Annotated in this window: 25 protein-coding genes and 1 tRNA gene; 7 read left to right on the forward strand and 19 right to left on the reverse strand. The window is 71.6% G+C overall.

The annotated features are described in order from the left end of the window. Positions 1–3 precede the first annotated feature (3 nt). Positions 4–438: a MarR family winged helix-turn-helix transcriptional regulator gene (locus tag ACFWB8_RS09125; RefSeq protein WP_385223839.1), complete on the reverse strand. Its 435-nt coding sequence runs from the start codon at positions 436–438 to the stop codon at positions 4–6. 120 nt (positions 439–558) lie between these two features. On the opposite strand from ACFWB8_RS09125, the gene ACFWB8_RS09130 reads away from it, so the two are divergent. After that, positions 559–795 (forward strand): hypothetical protein, encoded by a 237-nt coding sequence (locus tag ACFWB8_RS09130; protein ID WP_385223840.1) that lies wholly within the window; start codon positions 559–561, stop codon positions 793–795. Between the two features lie 100 nt (positions 796–895). Here the strand turns inward: ACFWB8_RS09130 and ACFWB8_RS09135 are convergent, their stop codons facing one another. The 10 genes from ACFWB8_RS09135 to ACFWB8_RS09180 all read right to left on the reverse strand — a co-directional run bounded on the left by ACFWB8_RS09135 (position 896) and on the right by ACFWB8_RS09180 (position 7,821). Further along, positions 896–1,636 carry a hypothetical protein gene (locus tag ACFWB8_RS09135; RefSeq protein ID WP_385223841.1) on the reverse strand — a complete coding sequence of 247 codons (741 nt, stop codon included), beginning with the start codon at positions 1,634–1,636 and terminating at the stop codon, positions 896–898. Positions 1,637–1,685: 49 nt separating this feature from the next. Continuing rightward, positions 1,686–2,534 (reverse strand): RNA polymerase sigma factor SigF, encoded by an 849-nt coding sequence (locus ACFWB8_RS09140; RefSeq protein WP_385223842.1) that lies wholly within the window; start codon positions 2,532–2,534, stop codon positions 1,686–1,688. 242 nt (positions 2,535–2,776) lie between these two features. After that, on the reverse strand, positions 2,777–3,802 hold the full coding sequence (locus tag ACFWB8_RS09145) for an RNA polymerase sigma factor SigF (RefSeq protein ID WP_385223843.1): 1,026 nt from the start codon (positions 3,800–3,802) through the stop codon (positions 2,777–2,779). Positions 3,803–4,012: 210 nt separating this feature from the next. After that, positions 4,013–4,174, reverse strand: coding sequence for a hypothetical protein (locus ACFWB8_RS09150; protein WP_365924412.1), 162 nt, complete (start codon positions 4,172–4,174; stop codon positions 4,013–4,015). Between the two features lie 399 nt (positions 4,175–4,573). Next, positions 4,574–4,894: a hypothetical protein gene (locus ACFWB8_RS09155; protein ID WP_385223844.1), complete on the reverse strand. Its 321-nt coding sequence runs from the start codon at positions 4,892–4,894 to the stop codon at positions 4,574–4,576. Between the two features lie 89 nt (positions 4,895–4,983). Next, positions 4,984–5,070, reverse strand: a tRNA-Ser gene (locus ACFWB8_RS09160). A gap of 67 nt (positions 5,071–5,137) precedes the next feature. After that, on the reverse strand, positions 5,138–5,566 hold the full coding sequence (tadA, locus tag ACFWB8_RS09165) for a tRNA adenosine(34) deaminase TadA (protein ID WP_385223869.1): 429 nt from the start codon (positions 5,564–5,566) through the stop codon (positions 5,138–5,140). Between the two features lie 50 nt (positions 5,567–5,616). Then, positions 5,617–6,168: a hypothetical protein gene (locus ACFWB8_RS09170; protein ID WP_385223845.1), complete on the reverse strand. Its 552-nt coding sequence runs from the start codon at positions 6,166–6,168 to the stop codon at positions 5,617–5,619. 370 nt (positions 6,169–6,538) lie between these two features. Next, on the reverse strand, positions 6,539–6,733 hold the full coding sequence (locus ACFWB8_RS09175; RefSeq protein WP_385223846.1) for a hypothetical protein: 195 nt from the start codon (positions 6,731–6,733) through the stop codon (positions 6,539–6,541). A 107-nt stretch (positions 6,734–6,840) separates the two neighbouring features. Then, positions 6,841–7,821 carry a universal stress protein gene (locus ACFWB8_RS09180; RefSeq protein ID WP_385223847.1) on the reverse strand — a complete coding sequence of 327 codons (981 nt, stop codon included), beginning with the start codon at positions 7,819–7,821 and terminating at the stop codon, positions 6,841–6,843. A gap of 193 nt (positions 7,822–8,014) precedes the next feature. Here ACFWB8_RS09180 and upp point away from each other — a divergent pair, with 193 nt between their 5' ends. Next, a complete protein-coding gene (upp, locus tag ACFWB8_RS09185; protein WP_385223848.1) occupies positions 8,015–8,650 on the forward strand; it encodes a uracil phosphoribosyltransferase in 636 nt (211 codons plus the stop codon). Positions 8,651–8,689: 39 nt separating this feature from the next. Here the strand turns inward: upp and ACFWB8_RS09190 are convergent, their stop codons facing one another. Together ACFWB8_RS09190 and ACFWB8_RS09195 are read right to left on the reverse strand one after the other, a co-directional pair. Beyond that, entirely contained in the window at positions 8,690–9,349 is a 660-nt protein-coding gene (locus tag ACFWB8_RS09190) for a LytR C-terminal domain-containing protein (protein ID WP_385223849.1), read from the reverse strand. Positions 9,350–9,540: 191 nt separating this feature from the next. Next, positions 9,541–9,837, reverse strand: coding sequence for a type II toxin-antitoxin system VapB family antitoxin (locus ACFWB8_RS09195; RefSeq protein WP_099173160.1), 297 nt, complete (start codon positions 9,835–9,837; stop codon positions 9,541–9,543). Between the two features lie 88 nt (positions 9,838–9,925). On the opposite strand from ACFWB8_RS09195, the gene ACFWB8_RS09200 reads away from it, so the two are divergent. After that, the gene (locus tag ACFWB8_RS09200; RefSeq protein ID WP_385223850.1) at positions 9,926–11,497 is read left to right on the forward strand and encodes a helicase HerA-like domain-containing protein; all 1,572 of its coding nucleotides are present in this window, start codon (positions 9,926–9,928) and stop codon (positions 11,495–11,497) included. A gap of 79 nt (positions 11,498–11,576) precedes the next feature. Beyond that, positions 11,577–12,509 (forward strand): glucose-6-phosphate dehydrogenase assembly protein OpcA, encoded by a 933-nt coding sequence (gene opcA, locus ACFWB8_RS09205; protein ID WP_385223851.1) that lies wholly within the window; start codon positions 11,577–11,579, stop codon positions 12,507–12,509. On the opposite strand, the gene ACFWB8_RS09210 is transcribed toward opcA, so the two are convergent. Continuing rightward, positions 12,458–12,940, reverse strand: a complete 483-nt coding sequence (locus ACFWB8_RS09210; RefSeq protein WP_385223852.1) for a cupin domain-containing protein — start codon at positions 12,938–12,940, stop codon at positions 12,458–12,460. The genes opcA and ACFWB8_RS09210 overlap by 52 nt on opposite strands. A 66-nt stretch (positions 12,941–13,006) precedes the next feature. After that, entirely contained in the window at positions 13,007–13,600 is a 594-nt protein-coding gene (locus ACFWB8_RS09215; RefSeq protein WP_385223853.1) for an HhH-GPD-type base excision DNA repair protein, read from the reverse strand. Between the two features lie 121 nt (positions 13,601–13,721). Here ACFWB8_RS09215 and ACFWB8_RS09220 point away from each other — a divergent pair, with 121 nt between their 5' ends. Both ACFWB8_RS09220 and ACFWB8_RS09225 read left to right on the forward strand, forming a co-directional pair. Then, positions 13,722–14,540, forward strand: coding sequence for a VOC family protein (locus ACFWB8_RS09220; protein WP_385223854.1), 819 nt, complete (start codon positions 13,722–13,724; stop codon positions 14,538–14,540). Between the two features lie 5 nt (positions 14,541–14,545). Beyond that, positions 14,546–14,965, forward strand: a complete 420-nt coding sequence (locus ACFWB8_RS09225; protein WP_385223870.1) for a molybdopterin-binding protein — start codon at positions 14,546–14,548, stop codon at positions 14,963–14,965. 121 nt (positions 14,966–15,086) lie between these two features. On the opposite strand, the gene ACFWB8_RS09230 is transcribed toward ACFWB8_RS09225, so the two are convergent. Next, on the reverse strand, positions 15,087–18,032 hold the full coding sequence (locus ACFWB8_RS09230; protein WP_385223855.1) for a hypothetical protein: 2,946 nt from the start codon (positions 18,030–18,032) through the stop codon (positions 15,087–15,089). Between the two features lie 158 nt (positions 18,033–18,190). Between ACFWB8_RS09230 and ACFWB8_RS09235 the strand changes: the two genes are divergently transcribed. Further along, complete coding sequence (locus ACFWB8_RS09235; protein ID WP_385223856.1) at positions 18,191–19,318, forward strand: TDT family transporter; 1,128 nt, start codon at positions 18,191–18,193, stop codon at positions 19,316–19,318. Between the two features lie 76 nt (positions 19,319–19,394). On the opposite strand, the gene ACFWB8_RS09240 is transcribed toward ACFWB8_RS09235, so the two are convergent. From ACFWB8_RS09240 to ACFWB8_RS09250, 3 genes are read right to left on the reverse strand one after another with little or no spacing between them, the layout of a single operon-like run. Then, positions 19,395–20,351 (reverse strand): 2-dehydropantoate 2-reductase, encoded by a 957-nt coding sequence (locus tag ACFWB8_RS09240; RefSeq protein WP_385223857.1) that lies wholly within the window; start codon positions 20,349–20,351, stop codon positions 19,395–19,397. Then, entirely contained in the window at positions 20,348–21,550 is a 1,203-nt protein-coding gene (locus ACFWB8_RS09245) for a cytochrome P450 (RefSeq protein WP_385223858.1), read from the reverse strand. The genes ACFWB8_RS09240 and ACFWB8_RS09245 overlap by 4 nt, the downstream gene beginning before the upstream one ends. A gap of 35 nt (positions 21,551–21,585) precedes the next feature. Continuing rightward, a complete protein-coding gene (locus ACFWB8_RS09250) occupies positions 21,586–21,906 on the reverse strand; it encodes a MoaD/ThiS family protein (RefSeq protein WP_385223859.1) in 321 nt (106 codons plus the stop codon). Between the last annotated feature and the right edge of the window lie 8 nt (positions 21,907–21,914).

Below are 21,914 nucleotides of genomic sequence, written 5' to 3' on the forward strand. Positions count from 1 at the left end.
TGTCTAGAAGCTCGATCGGAGTCGGGCCAGCAGGGTGGTGAGTACGTCGATGTCCTGCGCGGACCAGTCGGCCAGCGCCTTTTCCAGCGCGCCGTTGTAGCGGTCGCCGAGGTCGGCGAGGAGCGCCCGGCCGGCCGGGGTGAGCCGCAGGATGCGGCAGCGGCCGTCGCCGGGGTCGGTCTCGCGGACGATCCAGCCGCGCTCGGCCACGTGGGCGACGTGGCGGCTGGTCACCGAGATGTCGACGGCCATGAACGCGGTCAGGCGGCTGAGGCGCATCTCGCCGTGGCGGTCGAGCAGGGTCAGGACCACGGCCGCGCCGGACGGGCAGTCGGGGGGCAGGATGCGGGCCAGGTCACGGTTGACCGAGCCGATCCCGGTGAGCTGGCGGGCCAGTTCCGCGTAGCGGGTGGCCGTCGTCGTGGTGTGCGCGGGCACCGGCGGCCCCTCCCCTCAGCTTGTTGCTTGGGGCAACCATATAAGCGGATGGTTGTTACAGGCAAATGAATCGGGGGGTGGGGCGGTAAAGGAATCGGAAAACCGGCTAGGGTCCTGCGCATGGCTGCGAACCACAACTCACAGGCCCCCGAGGGTGACTACGACCCCGCGGGCAGCACTCAGATGTTCCGGGCGTTCGTCGAGGAGCCCGAGGCCCCGGCAGTGCCGACGGTGCCCGGGTCCCGGATGCAGCAGCGCGGACAGCGGAAGTCCGGCTCGAAGACGGGCATGTGGCTGGGGGTGGCGATCGCCCTGGTGATCGTCGCCGGCGCCGCGGCCTGGCTGGCGCTCGGCTGACGCCGGGCCGGGGCTCGGCCGGTGCTCGGGGCTCGGCCGGTGCTCGGGGCTCGGCCGCCGGGGCGGTTGCGCCCAAGGGTCCGGGGCCCGGCCCCCGGGCTCAGCTCCAGGTGGCCGTGACCTTCCGGGTCTCCACGTGCATGCCGAGCGGGACGCGCCAGGACTCCACGCACACCGCGTAGGTCTGCGCCCTGGTGGCGCCGCCCGCGATCGGGCCGGGCAGGGGCTGGGCCGTCGTGATGGTGGCCCAGTCGACCCCGAGGGCGCCGATGATGTGCGTCGCGAAGCTGACGGTTCCGGAACGCGCCGCCGTGCTGCCGGTGTTGGTGAACGACACCGTCACCCGCTCGCACCAGCGGTCGGCCGCCGGAGCGCGCGTCGGCGTGCTCAGCGACAGCTTCGCGGGAGTGGCCGGGGGCGTGGTGCCGGGCCGGGTGGACGGGCCCGTCTGTCCGCCGGGGCTCGTCGGCGCGCCGGGGGTGCCGGGCGCGGTGGTGGTCGGCCCGGCCCCGGGGGCGGTGCCGGGGCGGTCCGCGGAGCCGCCGGGGGTGGTGGACGTGGCTCCGCCCTGGGCGGAGCCGCCGGTGGGCCGGGACTGCGGAGTCGTGGCCGACGTACTGCTGGAAACGCTGGATCCGCCCGTCGCGGGCGAGGCGCCGAGCGGCTGGAACTCGACCCGGCCCTGCGGGGCGACATTCTCCCCCGGACCCCGCTCGGGCCCCGCGGCCGCGGCGCCCACGGCCACGTAGCCGTCCGGCGGCGGACCGCCGCAGCCGCTCAGGGCGGCGGCAGCCGTGGCGCACAGGGTCAGGAGGGCGGCCGCCCGGGATGCCTTTCGCATTCCGGCAGTTTTACTGACGGGCCGTCAATTGAGAAGCCTCAGTGCGCGGTTACTCGCCGATCAGGCCCACGCGGAGCTGCGCGAGCGTGCGGGTGAGCAGCCGGGAGACGTGCATCTGGGAGATGCCGACCTCCTCGCCGATCTGCGACTGCGTCATGTTCGCGAAGAACCGGAGCATGATGATCTGCCGTTCCCGGGGCGGGAGTTTGGCCAGCAGCGGCTTCAGGGATTCGCGGTACTCGACCCCTTCGAGCGCGGTGTCCTCGTACCCGAGGCGGTCCGCGAGCGAGCCCTCGCCGCCCTCGTCCTCGGGGGAGGGCGAGTCGAGCGAGGAGGCGGTGTAGGCGTTGCCCACGGCGAGGCCGTCGACGACGTCCTCCTCGGAGACCCCGAGCACGGCGGCGAGCTCCGGCACGGTCGGCGAGCGGTCCAGCTTCTGGGCGAGCTCGTCACTGGCCTTGGTGAGGGCGAGGCGCAGCTCCTGGAGGCGCCGCGGGACGCGGACGGACCAGGAGGTGTCCCGGAAGAACCGTTTGATCTCACCCACGACCGTGGGCATCGCGAACGTCGGGAACTCCACGCCGCGTTCGCAGTCGAACCGGTCGATGGCCTTGATCAGGCCGATGGTGCCGACCTGGACGATGTCCTCCATCGGCTCGTTGCGGCTGCGGAAGCGGGCCGCGGCGTACCGCACGAGGGGCAGGTTCAGCTCGATCAGGGTGTCGCGTACGTACACCCGGTCGGGGCTGTCCGCGTCCAGGGCCGCGAGGCGCTGGAAGAGGGAGCGGGAGAGGGTGCGGGTGTCGATGGCTTCCGAGCGGTCAGACGCTGGCCGTGCTGCCGGCGTCGCGCTCTTGACGAGCGTGAGCACCTTGGAGCTGCCCTGGTCTACGGACATGCCACCCCCTTGAGGTCGCGGACGGTCGCGTACGGCGCGCCCGTCGGAGGAACGCAGCCTCCACCTGAATACCGGAGGCGGGGCTGCGGCAAACGCGGTTCCAGCAGAATGTCACATGTCGGCAACACGCTGTAGCGCCAAGTCGACATATATCTCCAGCGACAGAACAGGCGACAGAACAGGTCAGAAGGGGTTCAGCCCGTTCTGTCGGGAAACGTATGAATGATCTCCACTCGTTCCGGTTACGCCTCGATCCTGTTTGCGGATCTCAACCGGGCGAAGCTGCGGGCCAGCAGCCGGGAGACGTGCATCTGCGAGACACCGAGTTCGGCGCTGATCTGCGACTGGGTCAGGTTGTTGTAGTACCGCAGGAGCAGGATCCGCTGTTCGCGCTCGGGCAGTTGTACGAGGAGGTGCCGTACGAGGTCGCGGTGCTCGACCCCGGCGAGCTCGGGGTCCTCGTACCCGAGGCGGTCCAGCAGGCCGGGGAGCCCGTCGCCCTCCTGGGCGGCCTCGAGCGAGGTTGCGTGGTAGCTCCGGCCGGCCTCGATGCACGAGAGGACCTCGTCCTCGGTGATCCGCAGGCGTTCGGCGATCTCCGGGGTGGTCGGGGTGCGCCCGTGGAGGGTGGTGAGGTCCTCGGTGGCCGCGTTGACCTGAACCCACAGCTCGTGGAGGCGGCGCGGGACGTGAACGGTGCGGACGTTGTCGCGGAAGTATCGTTTGATCTCGCCGACCACGGTGGGCATCGCGAAGGTCGGGAACTGCACGCCGCGCTCGGGATCGAAGCGGTCGATGGCGTTGATCAGGCCGATGGTGCCGACCTGGACCACGTCCTCCATCGGCTCGTTGCGGCTGCGGAAGCGGGCGGCCGCGTACCGCACGAGCGGGAGGTTCGCCTCGATGAGGGCCCCGCGCACCCGGGTGTGCTCGCTGGTGCCCGGCTCCAGGTTCTTCAGCTGCCCGAACAGGACCTGGGTGAGGGCCCGGGTGTCCGCGCCCCGGCTCGGCGGTCTCGGGGCGACCGGGGGGCCTTCGGCGGGCTCCGGGGCGGGCGCTGCGACAGTCTCCGCGGCGACCTCCGGGGTGGTCTCCGGGGTGGTCTCCTGGGCGGGAGCTTGGGCAGGCGCTTGGGCGGGCCCCTGGCGGAGGTCCTGCTGGGGCGGCACCTGGGAGTCGTGGGGACCGTGAGGGGCGTGGTTCTCCTGTGGCGGGTCCTGCTGGGTGTCCTGCTGGGGTGGCACCTGAGGTGCAGTACTGGCCGGCACTGTCACGCCACCCCTTCAAGTCGTCAACCCATCCGTCAAAAGCGGTCATAGCATCACAAGAGATGTGCACTGTGTGCAAGCACCGTATATCGCCGTGTTGAGGGCAAGTTGGGCATATCGGGGTATCGCGCCCTGGGGGTGGGAATGCAAAAGCCCCCCACCCGTCGGAGTGGGGGGCCGGAGAGTCCGGAAACCGCTTCAGCGTACGGGTCAGCGCACCAGTTCGGTCATGAACTCGCCGATGCCGTTGGCGGCATCCGAAATACCTTGGAAGCCTATTTGCACCATATCGGCGGCTTTGACGGGTTGAGTGATGATGACGAAGAGAACGAACACGACGAGGGCGCCCGTGATGATCTTCTTGGTGTCCACGTGCGGCGTCGGCCTCCCCAACCGGTCCTGCAAAGTCGGGTGAGTCTAACCGGTCATGTTTGAACCTTCACCTGTCCTTTAAGGACCAATGACCCGGCGCTCCGGGTCCTTTGCCGGTGCGTGCGCGGTCCGGGGAGGCGCAGGATTGGTGGTGCGCCCACCGGTTCTGGCAGGAAATCGGTGGGTGAGGGACAGGACCTCACTGCGGGGTCCGAGCCGCAAGCTTCCCCCCCTGACTGCGGCTCGGACTGGCAGGTTTTGTTCCCATCGGGGGAAGTGGCTTGTCCCCCCGATGCCACTTCCCCCGTCCCCACCGTCGAAGGTCCCGACCCCCTGGTCGGGGCCTTCGGCGTGTTCCGGGTCCTGTCGGGCCCGTGGAAGATCCCGTCAGAGGTTCGGCTATCCGATGCCGCCGGCCAGGTCGGTGAGGGGCTGTACGGGTGCGATCACGGGGGCCAACTGGTTCGGCAGTTCCATCAGCTGGTTGAGCTGGTTGAGGCCGCCGCTGAGCTGTCCGCCGATCTCCTGGACGGAGGCCGGCTGGGCGCCCGCGGGCGTTCCCGGCGCCGACGGCAGGTCCGGAAGGGTGAGCGGGGAGATCGGCGCGGCCGAGGCGGCCGGTGCGGCGAGGCCCGCGGCGGCCCCCGCGAGGGCGATGGCGGCGAGCATGCGCTGGGTCTTGGTCATGCCGTGACAACGGCCGAGGAGGCGGCCGGTCACGCGCGTGTCCCCTGGAGGGCCCCCGAAGGGCAGACGTGCGGGAACGCCGAGAGCCCCGACCCTTGCGGGGCGGGGCTCTCGGTTCAGAGCGGTAGCGGTGGGATTTGAACCCACGGATAGCTTGCACCATCACACGCTTTCGAGGCGTGCTCCTTCGGCCGCTCGGACACGCTACCGAGAGAGAGCTTAGCCCAAGGACCGCCCTGCGCTGAAATCCGTATCCGGGCGAAGGTGCCGGCGGCCTCAGAGGTCGCGGAAGAAGTCCGTCAGCTGGCGCGCGCACTCCTGCTCGAGGACGCCGCGGATCACCTCGGGACGGTGGTTGAGCCGGCGGTCGCGTACGAGGTCCCACAGCGACCCGGCCGCGCCCGCCTTCTCGTCGCCCGCGCCGAAGACGACCCGGGCCACCCGCGACTGCACGAGCGCGCCCGCGCACATCACGCACGGCTCCAGGGTCACCACGAGGGTGCACCCCGGAAGCCGCCATTCCCCGAGCTTGGCGGCCGCCCGGCGCAACGCCAGTACCTCGGCGTGCGCCGTGGGGTCGCCGGTCGCCTCCCGTTCGTTGTACCCGGTGGAGAGGAGTTCCCCTGCCGGGCCGAGCACGACGGCGCCGACCGGCACGTCGCCGGCCGCCGCCGCCCGGGCGGCCTCCTGGAGCGCCAGGCGCATGGAGTCCCGCCACGGGTCCCGTACGGGATCGGGGTGCTGCGTGTCGGTCACTAGCGGACGGCCTCCAGGACCTCGGTGGCGCCGAGCGAATCGACGATCTCCGAGAGCGCCTCCCCGTCCAGGGTCATCAGTTGCTTGTGGCTCACTCCGAGGTCGTCGAGGAGCCGGGGGTCGCCGAGCGGACCGGCCGGCACCGGCTCGGCGCCGGCCGCGACCTCCTCGTCCTCGGCGTCGTCTTCGTCGTCGGTGAACGAGGCGATGGGGTCGGCCTCGCCGTCCTCGGTGCCGTCGAGGTCCAGTTCGTCGAGTTCGTCGTCCTCCTCGTCGCTGCCCAGCAGTTCGTCGGTCAGCATCGAGCCGTAGGAGCTGCGGGAGGCCGCGGAGGCGTTGGAGACGAAGTACCGCGGGTCCTCCTCGCCGTCCACGCGGACGACGCCGAACCAGGCGTCCTCCTGTTCGATGAGGGCGACCACCGTGTCGTCGTCGACAGCGGCGGCGCGGGCGAGATCGATCAGATCACTCAGAGACTCGACATCGTCGAGTTCCATGTCGCTCGCTTCCCACCCGTCTTCGGTGCGCGCGAGCAGTGCGGCGAAATACACCGTGACTCTCCCACTGGTCGTAGGCGTGCCGGTTGGAGGTCCCCCCGGCCGGAGGTTGGGGGGTGGAACGGCTGCCGTGCTCGCCGTTTCGTGCCCCGCCCAATCGGCATCGTGGCAGAAACAGCGGCTTTGCGAGAGGTCTTCCGCGCTTGCGTCGTGCCGCGCCGTGCGCTCCGCGGGTTGTACGGGGGCTGCCCGGGGTGCCGCAGGACGCCGGTGATCCGCCCCGTGCGGCGGCCGTGTCGGGCCCGTCCGGTGCCCGGCGTGGCGGGCGCCGGGGATCCGTCCGCGCGGCGGCCGTGTCGCGTCCGTCCGGTGCCCGGCGGTCCGGGGCGGCGAGCCGCTTCACCGCTCCGGCGTGGCGGGCCGGTCACCAGCGGAAGGTGCGCATCCGCATTTGCTGGCGCATGCGGGCCGCGCGGGCGCGCCGGGGCTGGACCCGGTCGCGCAGCTCCCGGGCCTCCATCAGGTCGCGCAGGAACTGGGCGCGGCGCGCTCTGCGCTGCGCCGCGGTCTCCGGCGTCTCGTACTGGTCGCTCTGTTCACTCGGCTGCGTGTCGGGCATCGGCCACCACCCCAGGCTGGTCCGGTCGTCCTCCTCCGCCGGCGCGAAGCAGACCCCCTCCCCCCACCTTCCCCCGGACGGCCCGATTGATGCCACCCCCGAGCAGGTCAGAGGCCTTCTTCGGGCTGCGAGGGCTGCGAGGGCTGCTCGGGTCGCGCGGGCATCGTCGGTACGACGGCCACCGGGCCGTGCGCGTGCTGGAGCAGCGCGTGCGCCACCGAGCCGATCATCAGCGACCGGACGTGGCGGCGCGGGTGGTGGCGGCCCACCACGACCAGCGCCGCCGACCGGGACGCGGAGACCAGCCGACCCGCCGCGTCCCCGGGCACGGCCGCCTGCTCCACGGGCACGTCCGGGTAGCGGGCGCGAAGCGGGGCCAGCCGATCGGTCTGGGAGCGCAGCATCTCCCGTTCGGCCGGTACGCCGTCGTCCCCGGCGTCGGCCAGGCCCTCGGGGGGGACCACGACGAAGGGGGCGTCGACGACCATCGTGGGGGCGGGCGGGATCGCGTACGCGGAGAGCACCTGGACGGTGGTCCCCCGGGCGGCCGCCTCCGCGAACGCGAAGTCCAGTACGTCGTCGGGCGTCTCCGAGGCGTGCAGCCCGAGCACCACCCGCCCGGCCGAGGCGTCGGCGGCGGCCCCCGCGCTGCGCGCCTCGTGCGGGACGACCACCACCGGGCAGGCGGCGCTCGTGGCCACCGCCCTGCTGTTCGATCCGAGCAGCAGGGCGGCGAAACCGCCGCGGCCCCGGGAACCCATCACGAGCATCCGCGCGTCGGAGGCGAGGGCCCGCAGCGCCTCGGGGACGGAGCCCTCCAGCGATTCGTAGGCCACCTCGGCCGCCAGCTCGGGCGCGTCGGCGAGGAGGGTCCGGACGTGGTCGGTCACGGGGTCGGTGAACTCCTGCGGCTGGGAGGAGTCCTGCAGCGCGGAGCGGCGCGCCGCGTACAACTGGGAGCTGTCGGGCAGCACATGGGCGACGAGCAGCCCCGTGCGGTGCCGGAGCGCCGCGGCCCTTGCCCACTCCAGGGCCTTGAGGCTGTGTTCGGATCCGTCGACGGCCGCGACCACCTGTCGGTTGCTCATCAACCCAGCCTGCTGGGCGCCCGGGCGGGTCGCATCTCCGGGGCTTTCCGGGCGTGCCCGCCCCTTCGGGCACGAAGGGGCGGGCACAGCGCGTAGCCTTTTGGGTGTCGGTCGCGTGTTTGCGGCCGTTTTTGCAGGTAGCGGGGTCGCTGGTCGCAGGTCGAAACCCGGCAGCTGAGTCTTGGAGGATGTTGTGCGTTTGCAGGTCGTCGATCACCCCTTGGTGGCGCACAAACTCACCACGCTGCGCGACAAGCGCACCGACTCCCCCACTTTCCGGCGCCTCGCCGACGAGCTGGTGACGCTGCTCGCGTACGAGGCCACCCGGGACGTGCGCACGGAGCAGGCCGACATCATGACCCCGGTCGGTCCGACCACCGGCGTCAAGCTCTCCCACCCGCGCCCGCTGGTCGTGCCGATCCTGCGCGCCGGTCTCGGCATGCTGGACGGCATGGTGCGGCTGCTGCCGACCGCCGAGGTGGGCTTCCTGGGCATGGTCCGCAACGAGGAGACCCTGGAGGCCTCCACGTACGCGACGCGCATGCCGGAGGACCTCTCGGGCCGCCAGGTCTACGTCGTGGACCCGATGCTCGCCACCGGCGGCACGCTGGTCGCGGCCATCCAGGAGCTGATCAAGCGCGGCGCGGACGACGTGACCGCCGTGGTGCTGCTGGCCGCGCCCGAGGGCGTCGAGGTCATGGAGCGCGAACTGGCGGGCACGCCGGTGACGGTGGTGACGGCCGCCGTGGACGAGCGGCTCAACGAGCACGGCTACATCGTGCCGGGCCTGGGCGACGCGGGCGACCGGATGTACGGCTCGGCGGAGTAGTCCACTAGTCCTCCGGCCGGCCCCGGCCCAGCTCCCGGCTCAGCACTTCTTGGCGGGCGCGGGGTTGGGGTTGGCCAACAGGGCCAGCGCCTTGTCCGCCTCCTCCTTCGTCGTGAGTTCCTTGAAGGCGTCGCCGAGGATCAGGTCGATGTCCGCGGTCTCGCGGGCATCGGTCTGGTGCGTGGCTCCGGCCAGGTTGACGCCGACCACGGAGAAGGCGGTCTGGTCGGTCTTGGGCGAGCCGACCAGTATCCCGGCGGCCGGGACCTTCTTGTCGAAGTCGGCGGGGGCGTTGCCGACCTGGCCGATGGTGAACCCGCGCTTCTTGAGCTCGTCGCCGACGGCCTTGGCCAGGCCCGCACGCGGGGTCGCGTTGTAGACGTTGACCGTGATCTGGCCGGGCTGGGGGAGTGCGACGGCCGGTTTGCCGGAGGCGGCGGGCCCGGGACCCGCGCCGGAGCCGGGTTTGGGCGTCGGGGTGGCGCAGTCCTTGGCCGCCGAGGCGTTCCGTTTGCCGTCGCCATCGCGGAACACGCCGATGAGCTGCACGGCCCCGTAACCGAGAAGCGCGAGCCCGAGAAGCGATCCGAGCAGGGCGAGGACGATCCTGCGGCGGCGTCGGGGGCGCGCCATGCGGGGGTAAGCCGCTCCCGTGACGCGGTACTTTCCGCCCATGCCGGGGGGAGTGAGCATGCTCATGAGCGCAGCGTAATGCCGCCTCGTCCCGATGCCCACTGAAATCATCTGTTCATAGGGCAAGCCTGACCCGAAAGGCGCAACCGGGACGCAACCGGCGCCCACCGGCCCGGCGTCAGGCCGCGGTCTGCCGGACGCCGGCCCGGTGTCTGCCCGGCGCCGGCCCGGCGGCGCCGACCGGTGTCGTCGGGGTGTCAGCCCAGTTCGAGGACGCGCGCGTGCAGTACCTGGCGCTGCTGCAGGGCCGCGCGGACGGCGCGGTGCAGCCCGTCCTCCAGGTACAGGTCGCCCTGCCACTTGACGACGTGGGCGAAGAGGTCGCCGTAGAAGGTGGAGTCCTCGGCGAGCAGCGTCTCGAGGTCCAGCTGGCCCTTGGTCGTCACCAGCTGGTCGAGCCGGACCGGGCGCGGCGCGACGTCCGCCCACTGCCGGGTGGTTTCCCTGCCGTGGTCGGGGTACGGCCGCCCGTTTCCGATGCGCTTGAAGATCACACGGAAAGCCTACCGGGCCGGTGCCTGCGGGCGCAGCCTCGCGATGTTGGTGCAAAAGTGTCAAACAGCGCCAATTCGGGAGTGATATATGAGCGAGAGCACCGACCCGGCCGGGCAGATCGCCGCCGGTTACGCCTTTACCGGACCCGCGCTCGACCTCGGGGCCCTGCTCTGGGACGGGGCCTGTCTGCCGGACCGGCAGATCCGCATTCCGCTGTCGATGCTCAACCGGCACGGGCTGGTCGCCGGCGCCACCGGCACCGGCAAGACCAAGACCCTCCAGCTCATCGCCGAGCAGCTGTCGCACCACGGCGTCCCGGTGTTCCTCGCGGACATCAAGGGCGATGTCTCGGGGATCTCGGCGCCGGGCACGGCCAACGCGAAGACCGAGGAGCGGGCCGAGGACGTCGCCCAGGAATGGCAGCCCGCCGGATATCCCGCCGAGTTCTATTCGCTGGGCGGGATCGGGCCGGGCATTCCGCTGCGCGCCACCGTCACGAGTTTCGGGCCCGTGCTGATGTCGAAGGTGCTCCAGCTCAACCAGACGCAGGAGCAGTCCCTCGGCCTGATCTTCCACTACGCCGATTCCAAGGGCCTGGAGCTGATCGACCTCAAGGACCTGCGGGCGGTGGTCGCCTTCCTCGTTTCCGACAAGGGGAAAGCCGAGCTCAAGGGCATCGGCGGACTGTCCACGGTGACCGCCGGGGTGATCCTGCGGGCGCTGACCGCCTTCGAACAGCAGGGCGCCGCCGAATTCTTCGGGGAGCCGGAGTTCGACACCGGCGAATTCCTCCGAACGGCCGCGGACGGGCGCGGAACGGTCTCCGTACTGGAGCTGCCGGCCGTCCAGGACAAACCGCAGCTCTTCTCCACCTTCCTCATGTGGCTGCTGGCCGACCTCTACACCGACCTGCCCGAAGTCGGTGATCTGGACCGGCCCAAGCTCGTCTTCTTCTTCGACGAGGCGCACCTGCTCTTCAACGGCGCGTCGAAGGCCTTCCTGGATGCCATCACACAGACCGTCCGGCTGATCCGGTCCAAGGGCATCGGCGTCTTCTTCGTCACGCAGACCCCGAAGGACGTACCGGGGGACGTGCTGGCGCAGCTCGGCAACCGGGTGCAGCACGCACTGCGCGCCTTCACCCCGGACGACGCCAAGGCGCTCAAGGCCACCGTGAAGACCTTCCCGAACTCCGGTTACGACCTGGAGGAGCTGCTCACCCAGCTGGGCACCGGCGAGGCGGTGATCACGGTGCTCAGCGAGAACGGCGCGCCGACGCCGGTGGCAGCGACCCGGCTGCGCGCGCCGCAGTCGCTGATGGGGCCGATCGACGCCGCCGCCCTGGAGCAGGCGGTGAAGGGCTCGCTGCTGTACTCGCGCTACGCGGAGCCGGTCGACCGGGAGTCGGCGTACGAGAAGATCAGCGCCGAACAGGCGGCAGCGGAGGCCGAGGCGGAGGCGGCAGCGGCCGCGGCGGCGGCCGAGAAGCAGGCCAAGGAGGCGCAGAAGGCGGCCCGCAGCGCGCCGAAGCCGGACCCCTCGCTGGCACAGCAGGTGGTGGGGAGCGGGCTGTTCCGCTCGCTGGCGCGCTCGGTCGGGACCCAGCTGGGACGGGAGATCTCGCGGTCGATCTTCGGGACGGCGCGCCGGCGCAGGTGACGTGGGGTCCCGCAGGAGCGACCCCCTGATTGCGGCAACCGGGTGACGCCCCACCGGCGGTCGCTGACAGACTCGGCGCATGCGGACCGAACTCACCGACACCACGTCCAGCAAGGTCAACCGGGCCCTGCTCGAAGCACGCCGGGCCATCGGCAGCCCCACCATGGGGCTCGTACTGAACCTCGTCGTGGTCACCGACGAGGAGAACGCCTATGACGCCGTCCGTGCGGCCTCCGAGACCTCGCGCGAGCACCCCTGCCGCGTCATCGCGGTGATCAAGCGCAGCGCGCGGGGCCCGCTGAAGCTGCGCCGGTCCCGCCTCGACGCGGAGCTGCGCGTCGGCTCGGACGCCGGGACCGGGGAGATCGTGCTCCTGCGCCTGCACGGGGCGCTGGCCGAGCAGGCCGGCTCCGTGGTGCTCCCGCTGCTGGTGCCGGACGCGCCGGTGGTGGCCTGGTGGCCGGCGGACGCCCCCGCCGACCCGGCGCGGGACCAGCTCGGCGCGCTCGCGCAGCGCCGGATCACGGACGCCGAGGCGGCTCCCGACCCGGTCGCGATCCTCGACACGCGGGCCGCGGCCTACGCCCCCGGCGACACCGACCTCGCCTGGACCCGGCTCACGCCGTGGCGCTCGCTGCTGGCCGCCGCCCTGGACCAGAAGCCGCTCCCGGTGACGGGTGCGGCGGTCGAGAGCGAGCCCGGCAACGCCAGCACCGAGCTGCTGGCGCGCTGGCTGGAGGACCGGCTCGGGGTGAGCGTGGCCCGGGTGGCCACGGACGGGCCGGTCATCACGCGGGTCCGGCTGGACACCACGGGCGGGGAGATACGGGTGGACCGCCCGGACGGGGTCCTGGCCACCCTGGTCCTGCCCGGGAGCCCCGACCGCAAGGTGGCCCTGAAGATCCGCACCAGCGCCGAGCTGATCGCGGAGGAGCTGCGCAGGCTCGACGCCGACGAGGTCTACGCCTCGGCGCTGCGCAGCCGCCCGGCCCAGGCCTCGCTCTCCGCGTAGTGGTTGTCGTAGGTGGGCTGGCTGTCGATGATGTCCTGCACGGTGGCCTCGCCCGCGCGCACCCGGCCCAGCAGGCGGTAGTAGTCGAAGCGGGCCATGCCGGGAGTGAACCCGACGAGCACCTCGGCAGTGCTGTCGGCGGCCGGGGCGAAGGCGTGCTTCACGCCGGGCGGGACGGCGAGGAAGTCGCCCTTGGCCAGGGTGTGTATCTCGTCCCCCACGAGGACGTCGAGGCGCCCTTCGGTGACGTGGAAGAACTCGGTCGCCTTGGTGTGGAAGTGCACGGGGGCGCCGGCCGCGCCCGCCTCGAAGGTCGCGGTGTTGCAGGTGAGCTCGGCGGTGTCGGTGAGCAGCGTGATCAGGCTGCCGGGGCCGTCGGAGATGGTTTCGGCCGTGGCCGCGCGGGTCAGGTTCACAGTCGTTTCCGTCATGTGAATGATCTTATGGGGAGGGTCTGACAATCGCCCGGCATACGAGACGGCCCGTCAACTCGGTTCCTACGAGGAGCCCTTCGCCTTGGCGGCGGCCTTCAGCTCCTGTTTGTGTGCCCGGACCTTGGCCAGCGACTCGGGGCCGGTGATGTCCGCCGCCGAGCGGTAGACGTTCGCCGCGCCGTAGCCCCCGGCGGCCTCGCGCCAGCCCGTGGGGCGGACGCCGAACCGCTTTCCCAGCAGGGCCAGGAAGATCTGTGCCTTCTGCTCGCCGAAGCCGGGCAGCGCCTTCAGCCGCGCCAGCAGCTCGGCCCCGCTGCCGGCGTCCGCCCAGAGCGCCGCCGCGTCCCCGCCGTAGTGCTCCACCAGGTACGCGCACAGCTGCTGGATCCGCTTCGCCATGGAACCGGGGTAGCGGTGCACGGCCGGCTTCTGCGAGAGCAGCGCCGCGAAGGCCTCCGGGTCGTACGCGGCGATGGCGTGGGCGTCCAGGTCGTCCGCGCCGAGCCGCCCGGCGATCGTGTAGGGCCCCGAGAACGCCCACTCCATCGGTACCTGCTGGTCGAGCAGCATCCCGACGAGCGCGGCGAGCGGGCTGCGGCCGAGGAGCTCGTCGGCCTCCGGCTGCTGGGCCAGCCGGATGGTGATGTCCTTGTCCATGGCTCCAGCGTCCCGCGCGGCGGCGCTCCCCGCGCGGTCGGCGCACCGCGCACCTAGCGTGAGAACGGCACGTACGAGACGTACGACGGGCATGCGCACACGACACGGGAGTCGATCGACCATGGCTGAGTTCAAGGAAGGCGCGCCCTGCTGGGTGGACGCGATGTTCTCCGACGTGGAGGGCGCCAAGAGGTTCTACGGCGATGTGCTGGGCTGGACCTTCGGCGAGGCGTCCAGCGAGTTCGGCAACTACACGCAGGCCTACTCCGACGGCAAGGCCGTCGCGGCCGTCGTCCCGCCGATGCCGGGGGGCGAGGCACCCTCGCAGTGGTGTCTGTACTTCGCCTCGCCCGACGCGGCGGCCACGGGCGAGAAGGTCAAGTCCGCGGGCGGCGAGCTGCTGATGGAGCCGATGCAGGTGGGCAGCTTCGGCACGATGCTGATCGCGAAGGAGCCGAGCGGCGCCGTCTTCGGCGTCTGGCAGCCGGGCGAGCACAAGGGCTTCGAGAAGATGGGCGAGCCGGGCTCGTACGCGTGGGCGGAGGTCTTCACCCGGGAGCCCGGCAAGGCGGACGGCTTCCTGTCGAAGGTCTTCCCGTACGGCGCCCAGCAGATGGGGGCCGGCGACGACCCCGAGACGGCCGGCATGGACTTCAAGGTCTTCAGCCTGGGCGGCAAGGACAACCCGGTGCTGGGACGGATGACGATGGGCGACGAGTTCCCGCCGCAGATCCCCTCCTACATCCAGGTCTACTTCTCGGTCCCGAACTGCGACGAGGCCGTGGCCAAGACCAAGTCGCTGGGCGGCAAGCTGCACTTCGGCCCGATGGACAGCCCGTTCGGCCGCTTCGCGGCGGTCACGGACCCGCAGGGAGCGGCCTTCGCCGTGATCGACATGTCGACGACGGTCGGCGAGATGCCGAAGATGGCGGACGCGTGACGGGCATGGGCCTGAGCATCCGCAACCAGCTCGCCGGCACCGTCACCGCGGTCACCGCCGGCGAGGCCATGGCGGCGGTCAAGGTCCGGCTGGACGGCGGGCAGGACATCACCGCAGCCATCACCACGGACGCCGTCGAGGCCCTCGGGATCGCTGCGGGCTCCTCCGTGAAGGCGCTGGTCAAGGCCACCGACGTGGCCCTCGCCACCGGCCCCGCCGAGGGCCTGTCCATCCGCAATCAGATCGCCGGCACGGTCGTCGGCGTCGCCACCGGCGGCGCCATGGCGTCCGTCAAGATCGACGTGGACGGCGGCGGGCTCACCGCCGCCGTCACCAAGGACGCGGTCGAAGAGCTCGGCCTGGCCGCCGGGTCCTCCGTCGTCGCGCTGATCAAGTCGACCGAGATCTCGCTCGCCACCGCCTGAGCCGCGGCCCGGGTCAGAGACCCGGCGCCGGCGGTGACAGCGCGCCGGACCACACATGTCGTGAGCACGCACAAGGCCCCGGCCGGTTGCCCGGCCGGGGCCTCGTCGTGTTGCGACGGGGTCAGTTCGCGAGCGGGTGACCGTTCGGCGGGGTCTTCGCGGCCGGCGCGGCGGCGGTGACCGCGTACGCGCCGGGCAGGTAGCCCGGCGAGCGGGTGCCGACGGTGTAGCCCGGGCCGTCGACCACCACGTCGTAAGTGCCGGGCGCGACGCCGAAGGTGGAGAGCCGCACGGTGAGCGAGGTGCCGTCGGCGCTGACCGACACGGGCTCGATCATCCGGTACGCGGACGCGGGGGTGCCGTTGGAGGCGAGCGTGACCTCCGTGCCGAGGGTCAGGTTCGTGCCGTGCAGGACCACCTGCGTCGTGCTCTCGGCGGCGCTGGTCGCCGGGGAGAGCGAGTCGGCGTCGGCCGGCTGCGGACGGGTGGTGCATCCCTCCTGGCAGACTCCCTGCATGCTGTAGGTGAGCGGGGTGGGCGCCGTGTAGCCGCTCAGCAGCATGAGGTAGTCGCCCTCCACGGCAGTGGAGTAGGTGGCGCAGGAGAACTTGAAGTCACCCACGCTGTGGCTGCACTGGACCGAGTAGTCGGTCGTGCCCGCGAAGGCGGTATGGCTCAGCAGGCTCACCAACGGAGTCTCGGTGGGGCTGTTGTCGGCGCCGTACACGTTGAATCGCTGGTTCGGCTTCATGGCGGCGATCGCGCAATACGCAGTCGCGGTCTCGGTCAGCGTGCCGCTCCTCACGGGGAAACCGTCAGTCGAGAAGCGGTTCTTGGTGCACTCCGGCGCCCAGCCGGCCGCGGTACCGACTCGCCAGGTGTCGATGTGCGCCACGATGGGAGTGCTGCCGTCGTAACCGGAGGCCACAGCGAAGACCAGGTACCCCGTCGAGCCTGTGACGAGGCAGGAGGGGCCCCATTGCCAGCAGACGACCTTGCCGGTGGCGTCAGCCACCATCAGCTGGGCTCCGGTGCGGTAGGAGGCCCCCGGGGTCCGTACGGAGAGCCACAGCTTGTCCGTGGCCGCCGTCTTGAACTGCAGGCAGGTGCTGTCCAGCGCGGAGTTGAAGGTGTAGCCGGTGGACGCTCCGCCGACGGTCAGCGACTTCGGCGCGGGGCACTTCGCGGTCGGCGAGATGTCCCGGCGCACCAGGCGGTAGCTGTCGATACGGCCGGTGCCGATGAGCAGCGCCGGGTAGGCGGGGCCGGTCTGGAACACGCAGGCGGTCGTGGTGCTGCCGATCGTGCTGCACACCTGGTCGCCGGCGCCGTCGTAGATCTGCACCGAGGCGTTGACCCGGTTGGTGGCGTTCGTGTAGTCGATCATCTCCGCGGTCGAGTGCTTGTCGGCCGCGAGGGCCAGGCACGCGACCTGCTTGTCGGCGGTGAGATCCACCTTCGTGCCCGTGGAGGGCCCGAAGCCGGTGCGGTTCCAGGTGGTGCAGCCGCTGACGTCACCGGTGCCGTGGATGGTCATCCGGTAGGCGCCCGAGGCGGGTCCGGAGAGCACCGCGCGGAAGGGGGCGGTGCCCGTCAGCTTGCAGACGGAGACGTTGGAGGTGGCCCGGCACTGCTGGACGCCCTTGGCGTCGTAGACCGTGGTGACCGGGTCCGCGCCGCCGTCCGCGGGCGGGTTGTCGAGGAAGTACAGCCCCTTGCCGGTGGCCGTCGGGAGCGTCCGGCACAGCCGCTGGGAGGCGCCCGTGAAGGTGCCCCGCGCCGGGCCGGAGGCGAAGCCGTCGTCCCGCGCGTCCGTGCAGCCGGTGGCCTGGTTCGTGGCGTGGAACCAGATGCCGTACGGGTCCACGGTGGTGTTGTTGCTGTCGCGCGCCCAGGTGTAGTCCCCGGCGGCGAGCGTGCACGGCACGTCGGGCGCCGGCGGGCACGCCTCGGCGCCGCCCACCTGGTAGAGCTTCCCGGAGATCCACGACGAGGCCTCGGTCGGGCCGAACGCGAAGGGCCCGGCGGTCGCCACGCGCAGGATGCGGCAGCGCGTCGCGGACGAGGCGGCCGGGACCGTGCCGTACGCCTGCACCGTGACGACGGGGCAGCCGCCGGGGTAGGACAGGCGGGCGACGGTGAAGCCGTAGGCCACGCTCCGCCCGTAGTCCTGGTTGACCAGCAGGGTGAACGGGGCGGTGCCCGTCAGCTTGCAGTCGAAGTCCTGTGAGCCGTTGCTCCGGGTGGAGCACGTCTGCTTGCCGGTGGCGTCGTAGACCGTGCCGTACACCTCGTACGAGGTCAGGTGCGCGCGCAGGACGGCTCCGGCGGCCAGCGGCAGGCGGAAGCAGTCGCCCGCGGAACCGGCGGCCACGGTGGCGGCGAAGGCCTTCGGCGCCCCGAGGGCGGCCTCCGCCCCGGTCACGGTGGTGCAGGAGGTGGCGGACAGCAGCGCCTTGTACGAGACGGAGAACCCGCTGCCCACCGAACCGCCGGCGAGCTCAAGGGTGTACGTCCCGGGCTTGCTCGTCGGGCAGCGCGTCTCCCCGTACGAGCCCAGCGGGGCGCAGGCGACCGCGGAGCCGTCCGGCGCCTTCAGGTTCGGGTACTCGATCCCGCCGCTCGTGGAGACGGCCTGGATGAAGACCAGGTCGGTCGCCGCGGTGAGGGCGAGGGTGAATGTGACGCCGCCCGCCGGGCGTGCGGCGCAGGTGTGGACCGTGTCCGGCGCGAGGGCTCCCGAGCAGGTGTCGGCCGCGCTGATCCGGCCGATCTCCCGGCCGGCCGCGGCGCGCTCCGCCGCGGGTTCCGGACGCTTCTCCTCGGGCTTCGCGGGCGCGGCTTTCGGCGCGGGCGAGGGCGTCGCGGGCGCGGCCTGCGGCGCGGCTTCCGCGGCGGGCGCGCCGGCCCGGGTCTCGTCCTTCGGCGCCACCGCGGCGGCGGCCGCGCCGACCGGTCCCACGAGCGCGGCCAGGACGGCGATGATCAGTGCGACGAGCGCGGTGACGCCTCTCGGTGTGTGCGTGCGTCTCCCCCGACACCGTTCGTCGCTGAACTTGTGCAGCATGCGTTCCCCCCAGAAACTCAACTGCCCTGCATAGGGCAGGCGGAGTTTAGCCAGGCCTCCGCGGCCTCCTTCCGAGGGGTGCCGTCAGGGCCCGCCATCCGGCTCGCCGGACGGCCCGCCGGATGGCGCGCCGCCCGTTTCCGGGCGAGCGTGGAGGCGTGGTCACAGCGGTGCGGTCCGGCGCCCCGTCCCGGCCTGAGGAGGGCGGTCGGGCCGCCTTCGCGCGCCACCTCGGCCCGAACTGGTACGCCTCGGTGATGGGCACCGCCATCGTCGCCAACGCCGGCGCCGGTCTGCCGCTGTCCTTCCCGGGCCTGCGTACGGTCTGCTCGCTCTTCTGGGCGCTGTCCGCGGTGATGCTCGCCGTACTGCTCACCGCCCGCGCGGCGCACTGGAGACACCACGGCGACCAGGCCCGCGCCCATCTGCTCGACCCGGCCGTGGCCCCGTTCTACGGATGCCTCGCCATGGCCCTGCTGGCGGTCGGCGGCGGCACGATGCTCGTCGGCAAGGACTGGATCGGCCTGCGCGCGGCCGTCGCCGTGGACGCGGTGCTGTTCACGGCCGGTACGGTCATCGGTCTGGCGTCCGCGGTCGCGATCCCGTACCTGATGGCCGTCGGGCACGGCCTGCGGCCCGGCAACGCCTCACCCGTCTGGCTGCTGCCGATCGTCGCTCCCCTGGTCTCCGCGGCGCTCGGCCCCCTGCTGTTGCCGCACCTGCCGGCCGGGCAGTGGCAGGAGGCGCTGCTGCTCGGCTGCTACGGCATGTTCGGGCTGAGCATGATGGCGACGTTCGTGATGCTGCCCGTCGTCTTCGCGCGGCTGCTGACGGGACCGCGGCTTCCGCTGTTCCTGGTGCCGACGCTGTTCCTCGTGCTCGGGCCGCTGGGCCAGTCCGTGACCGCCGTCAACCAGTTCGCCGACGTCGCGCCCCACGTGGTGCGGGCCCCGTACGACCAGGGGTTCGGGATGCTCGCCGTGCTCTACGGCGTCCCGGTGACGGGATTCGCGCTGCTGTGGCTCGTCCTCGCGAGCGCGGCCGTCGTACGCGCATGGCGGCAGGGGATGCGCTTCGCGATGACGTGGTGGGCCTTCACCTTCCCCGTCGGCACCTGCGTGACGGGCACGGAGGGGCTCGCCCGGCACACGGGACTGCACGCCTTCGCGTGGCTGACCGTCGCCCTGTACGCGTTCCTGCTCGCGGCGTGGGCCGTGACGGCCGGCTTCACCCTGCGCGGCCTCCTGCGCGGGACACTGCTGCCCCGCTCGGGGGCCCGGCCCTGACGGAGCCGCGGCGCGTTCCCGGCCGGGCGACCCCGGCCGGGAATCCGGCGTCTGCCTACGCCTTACGCCTCATGCCCTACGCGCTCGCCGCCAGCGCTTCGCGCGTGGCCAGCAACTCGTAGACCGTCTCGAGGACCGGCGCGGCCTTGCCCGCCCGCTCGGCGAGGCGGACCGCGGCCCCGGTCCAGGCCTCCAGCTCCGACGGCCGGCCCGCGAGGATGTCCCGCTGCAGCGAGGAGGTGGCGTCCGGCGACTGCCGGTCCATGATCCCGATCGCCGTGTCCACGGCATCTCCCGGCAGGGCGATCCCCAGCTCGACGCCGGTCTCGTAGATCTCCCGCATGCCCGCGATCAGCATCCGCCGGGTGCCCGCGCGCGACCTGAGCTCGCCGATGGTCGCCCCACCGGTGGCGGCTCCCAGACTGCCGACCGGCGCCACCAGGAGGAACTTCGCCCACAGGTCGGCCCAGATGTCGCTCGGCTCCATCACCGTCACCGTGGCGGCACTGAGCACCTCGCGCAGTCGTAGCACCCGCTCGGACACGCTGCCGTCCCACTCGGCGAAGCCCAGCGCACCGGGCGGCCCCACGCGCCGCGCCTCGCCCGGATCGGTCGGAAGGGCGACGACCCTGGCCATGCCGGGAAGCACCCGCTCGCGGCCGATACCGGCTGCCACCTGCTCGGGAGCTTCCACCCCGTTCTGCACGGTGATCACGGCGGTGCCCTCGCCGACCATCGGGGACAGCGTGTCGATGGCCTCCGGCAACTGCTGGGTCTTCACGCACAGCAGGACGAAATCGACCTCGCCGATGTCCCGCGGGTCGTCCGACGCCCGCACCTGCGGCACGGTCCAGTCACTCGTGCCGTCGGTGATGCGCACCCCGTCCCGCTTGAGCGCGGCGAGGTTCTCGCCGCGCGTCAGGAACCGCACGTCGCACCCCGCGACGGCGAGCCGGCCGCCGAGACAGCGGCCCACCCCGCCGACGCCCACCACGGCGATGCTCGCGCCGTCGGCTGTCCCCGTGGTCGTCATCGCGGCACCCGCTTTCCGGTTCGGACGGGAAGGGCATCGAGCCCCCGGCTGAGCGAGCTGTCGGAGAGCCAGGCGATCTCCTGCGGAGCCACCGCGAGTTCCAACTGCGGCAGTCGGCGCAGCAGCGTGGTGAAAGCGATCTCGCCCTGGAGCCGGCCCAGCGGGGCGCCCACGCAGAAGTGGGGACCGTGACCGAAGGCCAGATGGTGGTTGGGCGACCGGGTGACGTCGAAACGCTCCGGGTCGTCGTACGCCTGGGGATCGTGGCCCGCGCTGGACAGGGAGAGATGCACGAAGCTCCCCTTGGGGATGGCCACGTCCCCCAGCCGCATGTCCTGCGCCGCGATGCGCAGCGAGGCCCAGGAGGCCGAGCCCTCGTAGCGCAGGATCTCCTCGACCGCCGAGGGGACCAGCTCGGGGCGCGCGCGGAGCATGGCGAGCTGCTCGGGATGGCAGAGCAGCAGGGCCGTCCCGTTCCCGAGCATGTTGGCAACCGTCTTGTGTCCCGCGATGAGCAGCAGGAGGATCGTCGAGAACAGCTCCCGTTCGCTGAAGACGCCCTCGTCCCGGCCCCGGATGAGCTCGCTCAGCAGGTCCTCCCGCAGGTCCTTGCGACGCTCGGCCACCAGCTCGGTGAAGTAGTCGGTGAACGCTTCGGTCGCCGCCTTCAGCTCCGTCTCCGAGTGCTGGAACGGATCCTGGCTGAGGACGTAGCCCCACTCCAGGAACAGCGGCCGGTCCTCGACCGGTATCCCCAGGTACTCGCAGATCACGGTGAGCGGCAGGGGCAGGGCGAAGGCGGTCAGCAGGTCGATCTCACCGGACTCCGGAAAGGCGTCGATGAGATCGTCGACTATTTCCTGGATGCGCGGGCGGAGGCCGGCGATCCTGCCGGGCAGGAACGCCCGGCTGATGGGCTTGCGCAGCCGGGTGTGGTGTTCGGGCGGGTCGGCGAACCCCAGGTTGCGGACCATGAGGAGACTGTCGGCCGCTTTGTCCCGGTACCGGGGAGGAAGGTTCTCGACCTGCTTGGACAGGCGCAAGTCGCCGAAGGCCTCCTCGACCTCCTTGTGCCCGAGGACCGCGTACGCCTCGGCGCCCGGGGGATAGTCGATCCGATGGACCGGACACTTGGACCTGAACTCCGCGGTCGCGGCGTGCGGGGACGGTCCGGGGTCGGTGAAGAATTCCGAAGGCAAGGTATCCGTATCCGTATCCGTATCCGTATCCGACATCACGACTCCTGGGAATTCGCCGTTCCGCTGCCGCCCGCCACCGCAGGGACGATCCAGATCACGTCCTGATCCTCCACCTTGGTTTCGAGGCCGTCGAAGGTTCGGATGTCGGTGTCGTTCCGGTAGACGTTGACGTAGCGCTTCACGGACCCTTCCCGGTCCATGATCCGCTCGAGGACGCCGGGATAGTCCCGGTCAATACCGTGAAGCACGTCCCTGATGCTGTCCCCCGCACCCGGTATTTGGCGCCGGCCGCCGGTCAGTGCGTGGAAGACGGCAGGAAGCTTGATGGTCACGACGCTTTGCGCTGTATCGGACATGTCTTACT

Source organism: Streptomyces sp. NPDC060031 (genome assembly GCF_042736805.1).
Taxonomy (GTDB): Bacteria; Actinomycetota; Actinomycetes; order Streptomycetales; family Streptomycetaceae; genus Streptomyces.

Excerpts from the sequence above, each read along its gene's own strand:
- ACFWB8_RS09130 (WP_385223840.1), top strand. The coding sequence starts at position 559 with ATGGCTGCGAACCACAACTCACAGGCCCCCGAGGGTGACTACGACCCC.
- ACFWB8_RS09135 (WP_385223841.1), bottom strand. The coding sequence starts at position 1,636 with ATGCGAAAGGCATCCCGGGCGGCCGCCCTCCTGACCCTGTGCGCCACG.
- ACFWB8_RS09140 (WP_385223842.1), bottom strand. The coding sequence starts at position 2,534 with ATGTCCGTAGACCAGGGCAGCTCCAAGGTGCTCACGCTCGTCAAGAGC.
- tadA (WP_385223869.1), bottom strand. The coding sequence starts at position 5,566 with ATGCGCCTGGCGCTCCAGGAGGCCGCCCGGGCGGCGGCGGCCGGCGAC.
- ACFWB8_RS09175 (WP_385223846.1), bottom strand. The coding sequence starts at position 6,733 with ATGCCCGACACGCAGCCGAGTGAACAGAGCGACCAGTACGAGACGCCG.
- ACFWB8_RS09180 (WP_385223847.1), bottom strand. The coding sequence starts at position 7,821 with ATGAGCAACCGACAGGTGGTCGCGGCCGTCGACGGATCCGAACACAGC.
- ACFWB8_RS09190 (WP_385223849.1), bottom strand. The coding sequence starts at position 9,349 with ATGAGCATGCTCACTCCCCCCGGCATGGGCGGAAAGTACCGCGTCACG.
- ACFWB8_RS09200 (WP_385223850.1), top strand. The coding sequence starts at position 9,926 with ATGAGCGAGAGCACCGACCCGGCCGGGCAGATCGCCGCCGGTTACGCC.
- opcA (WP_385223851.1), top strand. The coding sequence starts at position 11,577 with ATGCGGACCGAACTCACCGACACCACGTCCAGCAAGGTCAACCGGGCC.
- ACFWB8_RS09210 (WP_385223852.1), bottom strand. The coding sequence starts at position 12,940 with ATGACGGAAACGACTGTGAACCTGACCCGCGCGGCCACGGCCGAAACC.
- ACFWB8_RS09215 (WP_385223853.1), bottom strand. The coding sequence starts at position 13,600 with ATGGACAAGGACATCACCATCCGGCTGGCCCAGCAGCCGGAGGCCGAC.
- ACFWB8_RS09220 (WP_385223854.1), top strand. The coding sequence starts at position 13,722 with ATGGCTGAGTTCAAGGAAGGCGCGCCCTGCTGGGTGGACGCGATGTTC.
- ACFWB8_RS09225 (WP_385223870.1), top strand. The coding sequence starts at position 14,546 with ATGGGCCTGAGCATCCGCAACCAGCTCGCCGGCACCGTCACCGCGGTC.
- ACFWB8_RS09230 (WP_385223855.1), bottom strand. The coding sequence starts at position 18,032 with ATGCTGCACAAGTTCAGCGACGAACGGTGTCGGGGGAGACGCACGCAC.
- ACFWB8_RS09240 (WP_385223857.1), bottom strand. The coding sequence starts at position 20,351 with ATGACGACCACGGGGACAGCCGACGGCGCGAGCATCGCCGTGGTGGGC.
- ACFWB8_RS09250 (WP_385223859.1), bottom strand. The coding sequence starts at position 21,906 with ATGTCCGATACAGCGCAAAGCGTCGTGACCATCAAGCTTCCTGCCGTC.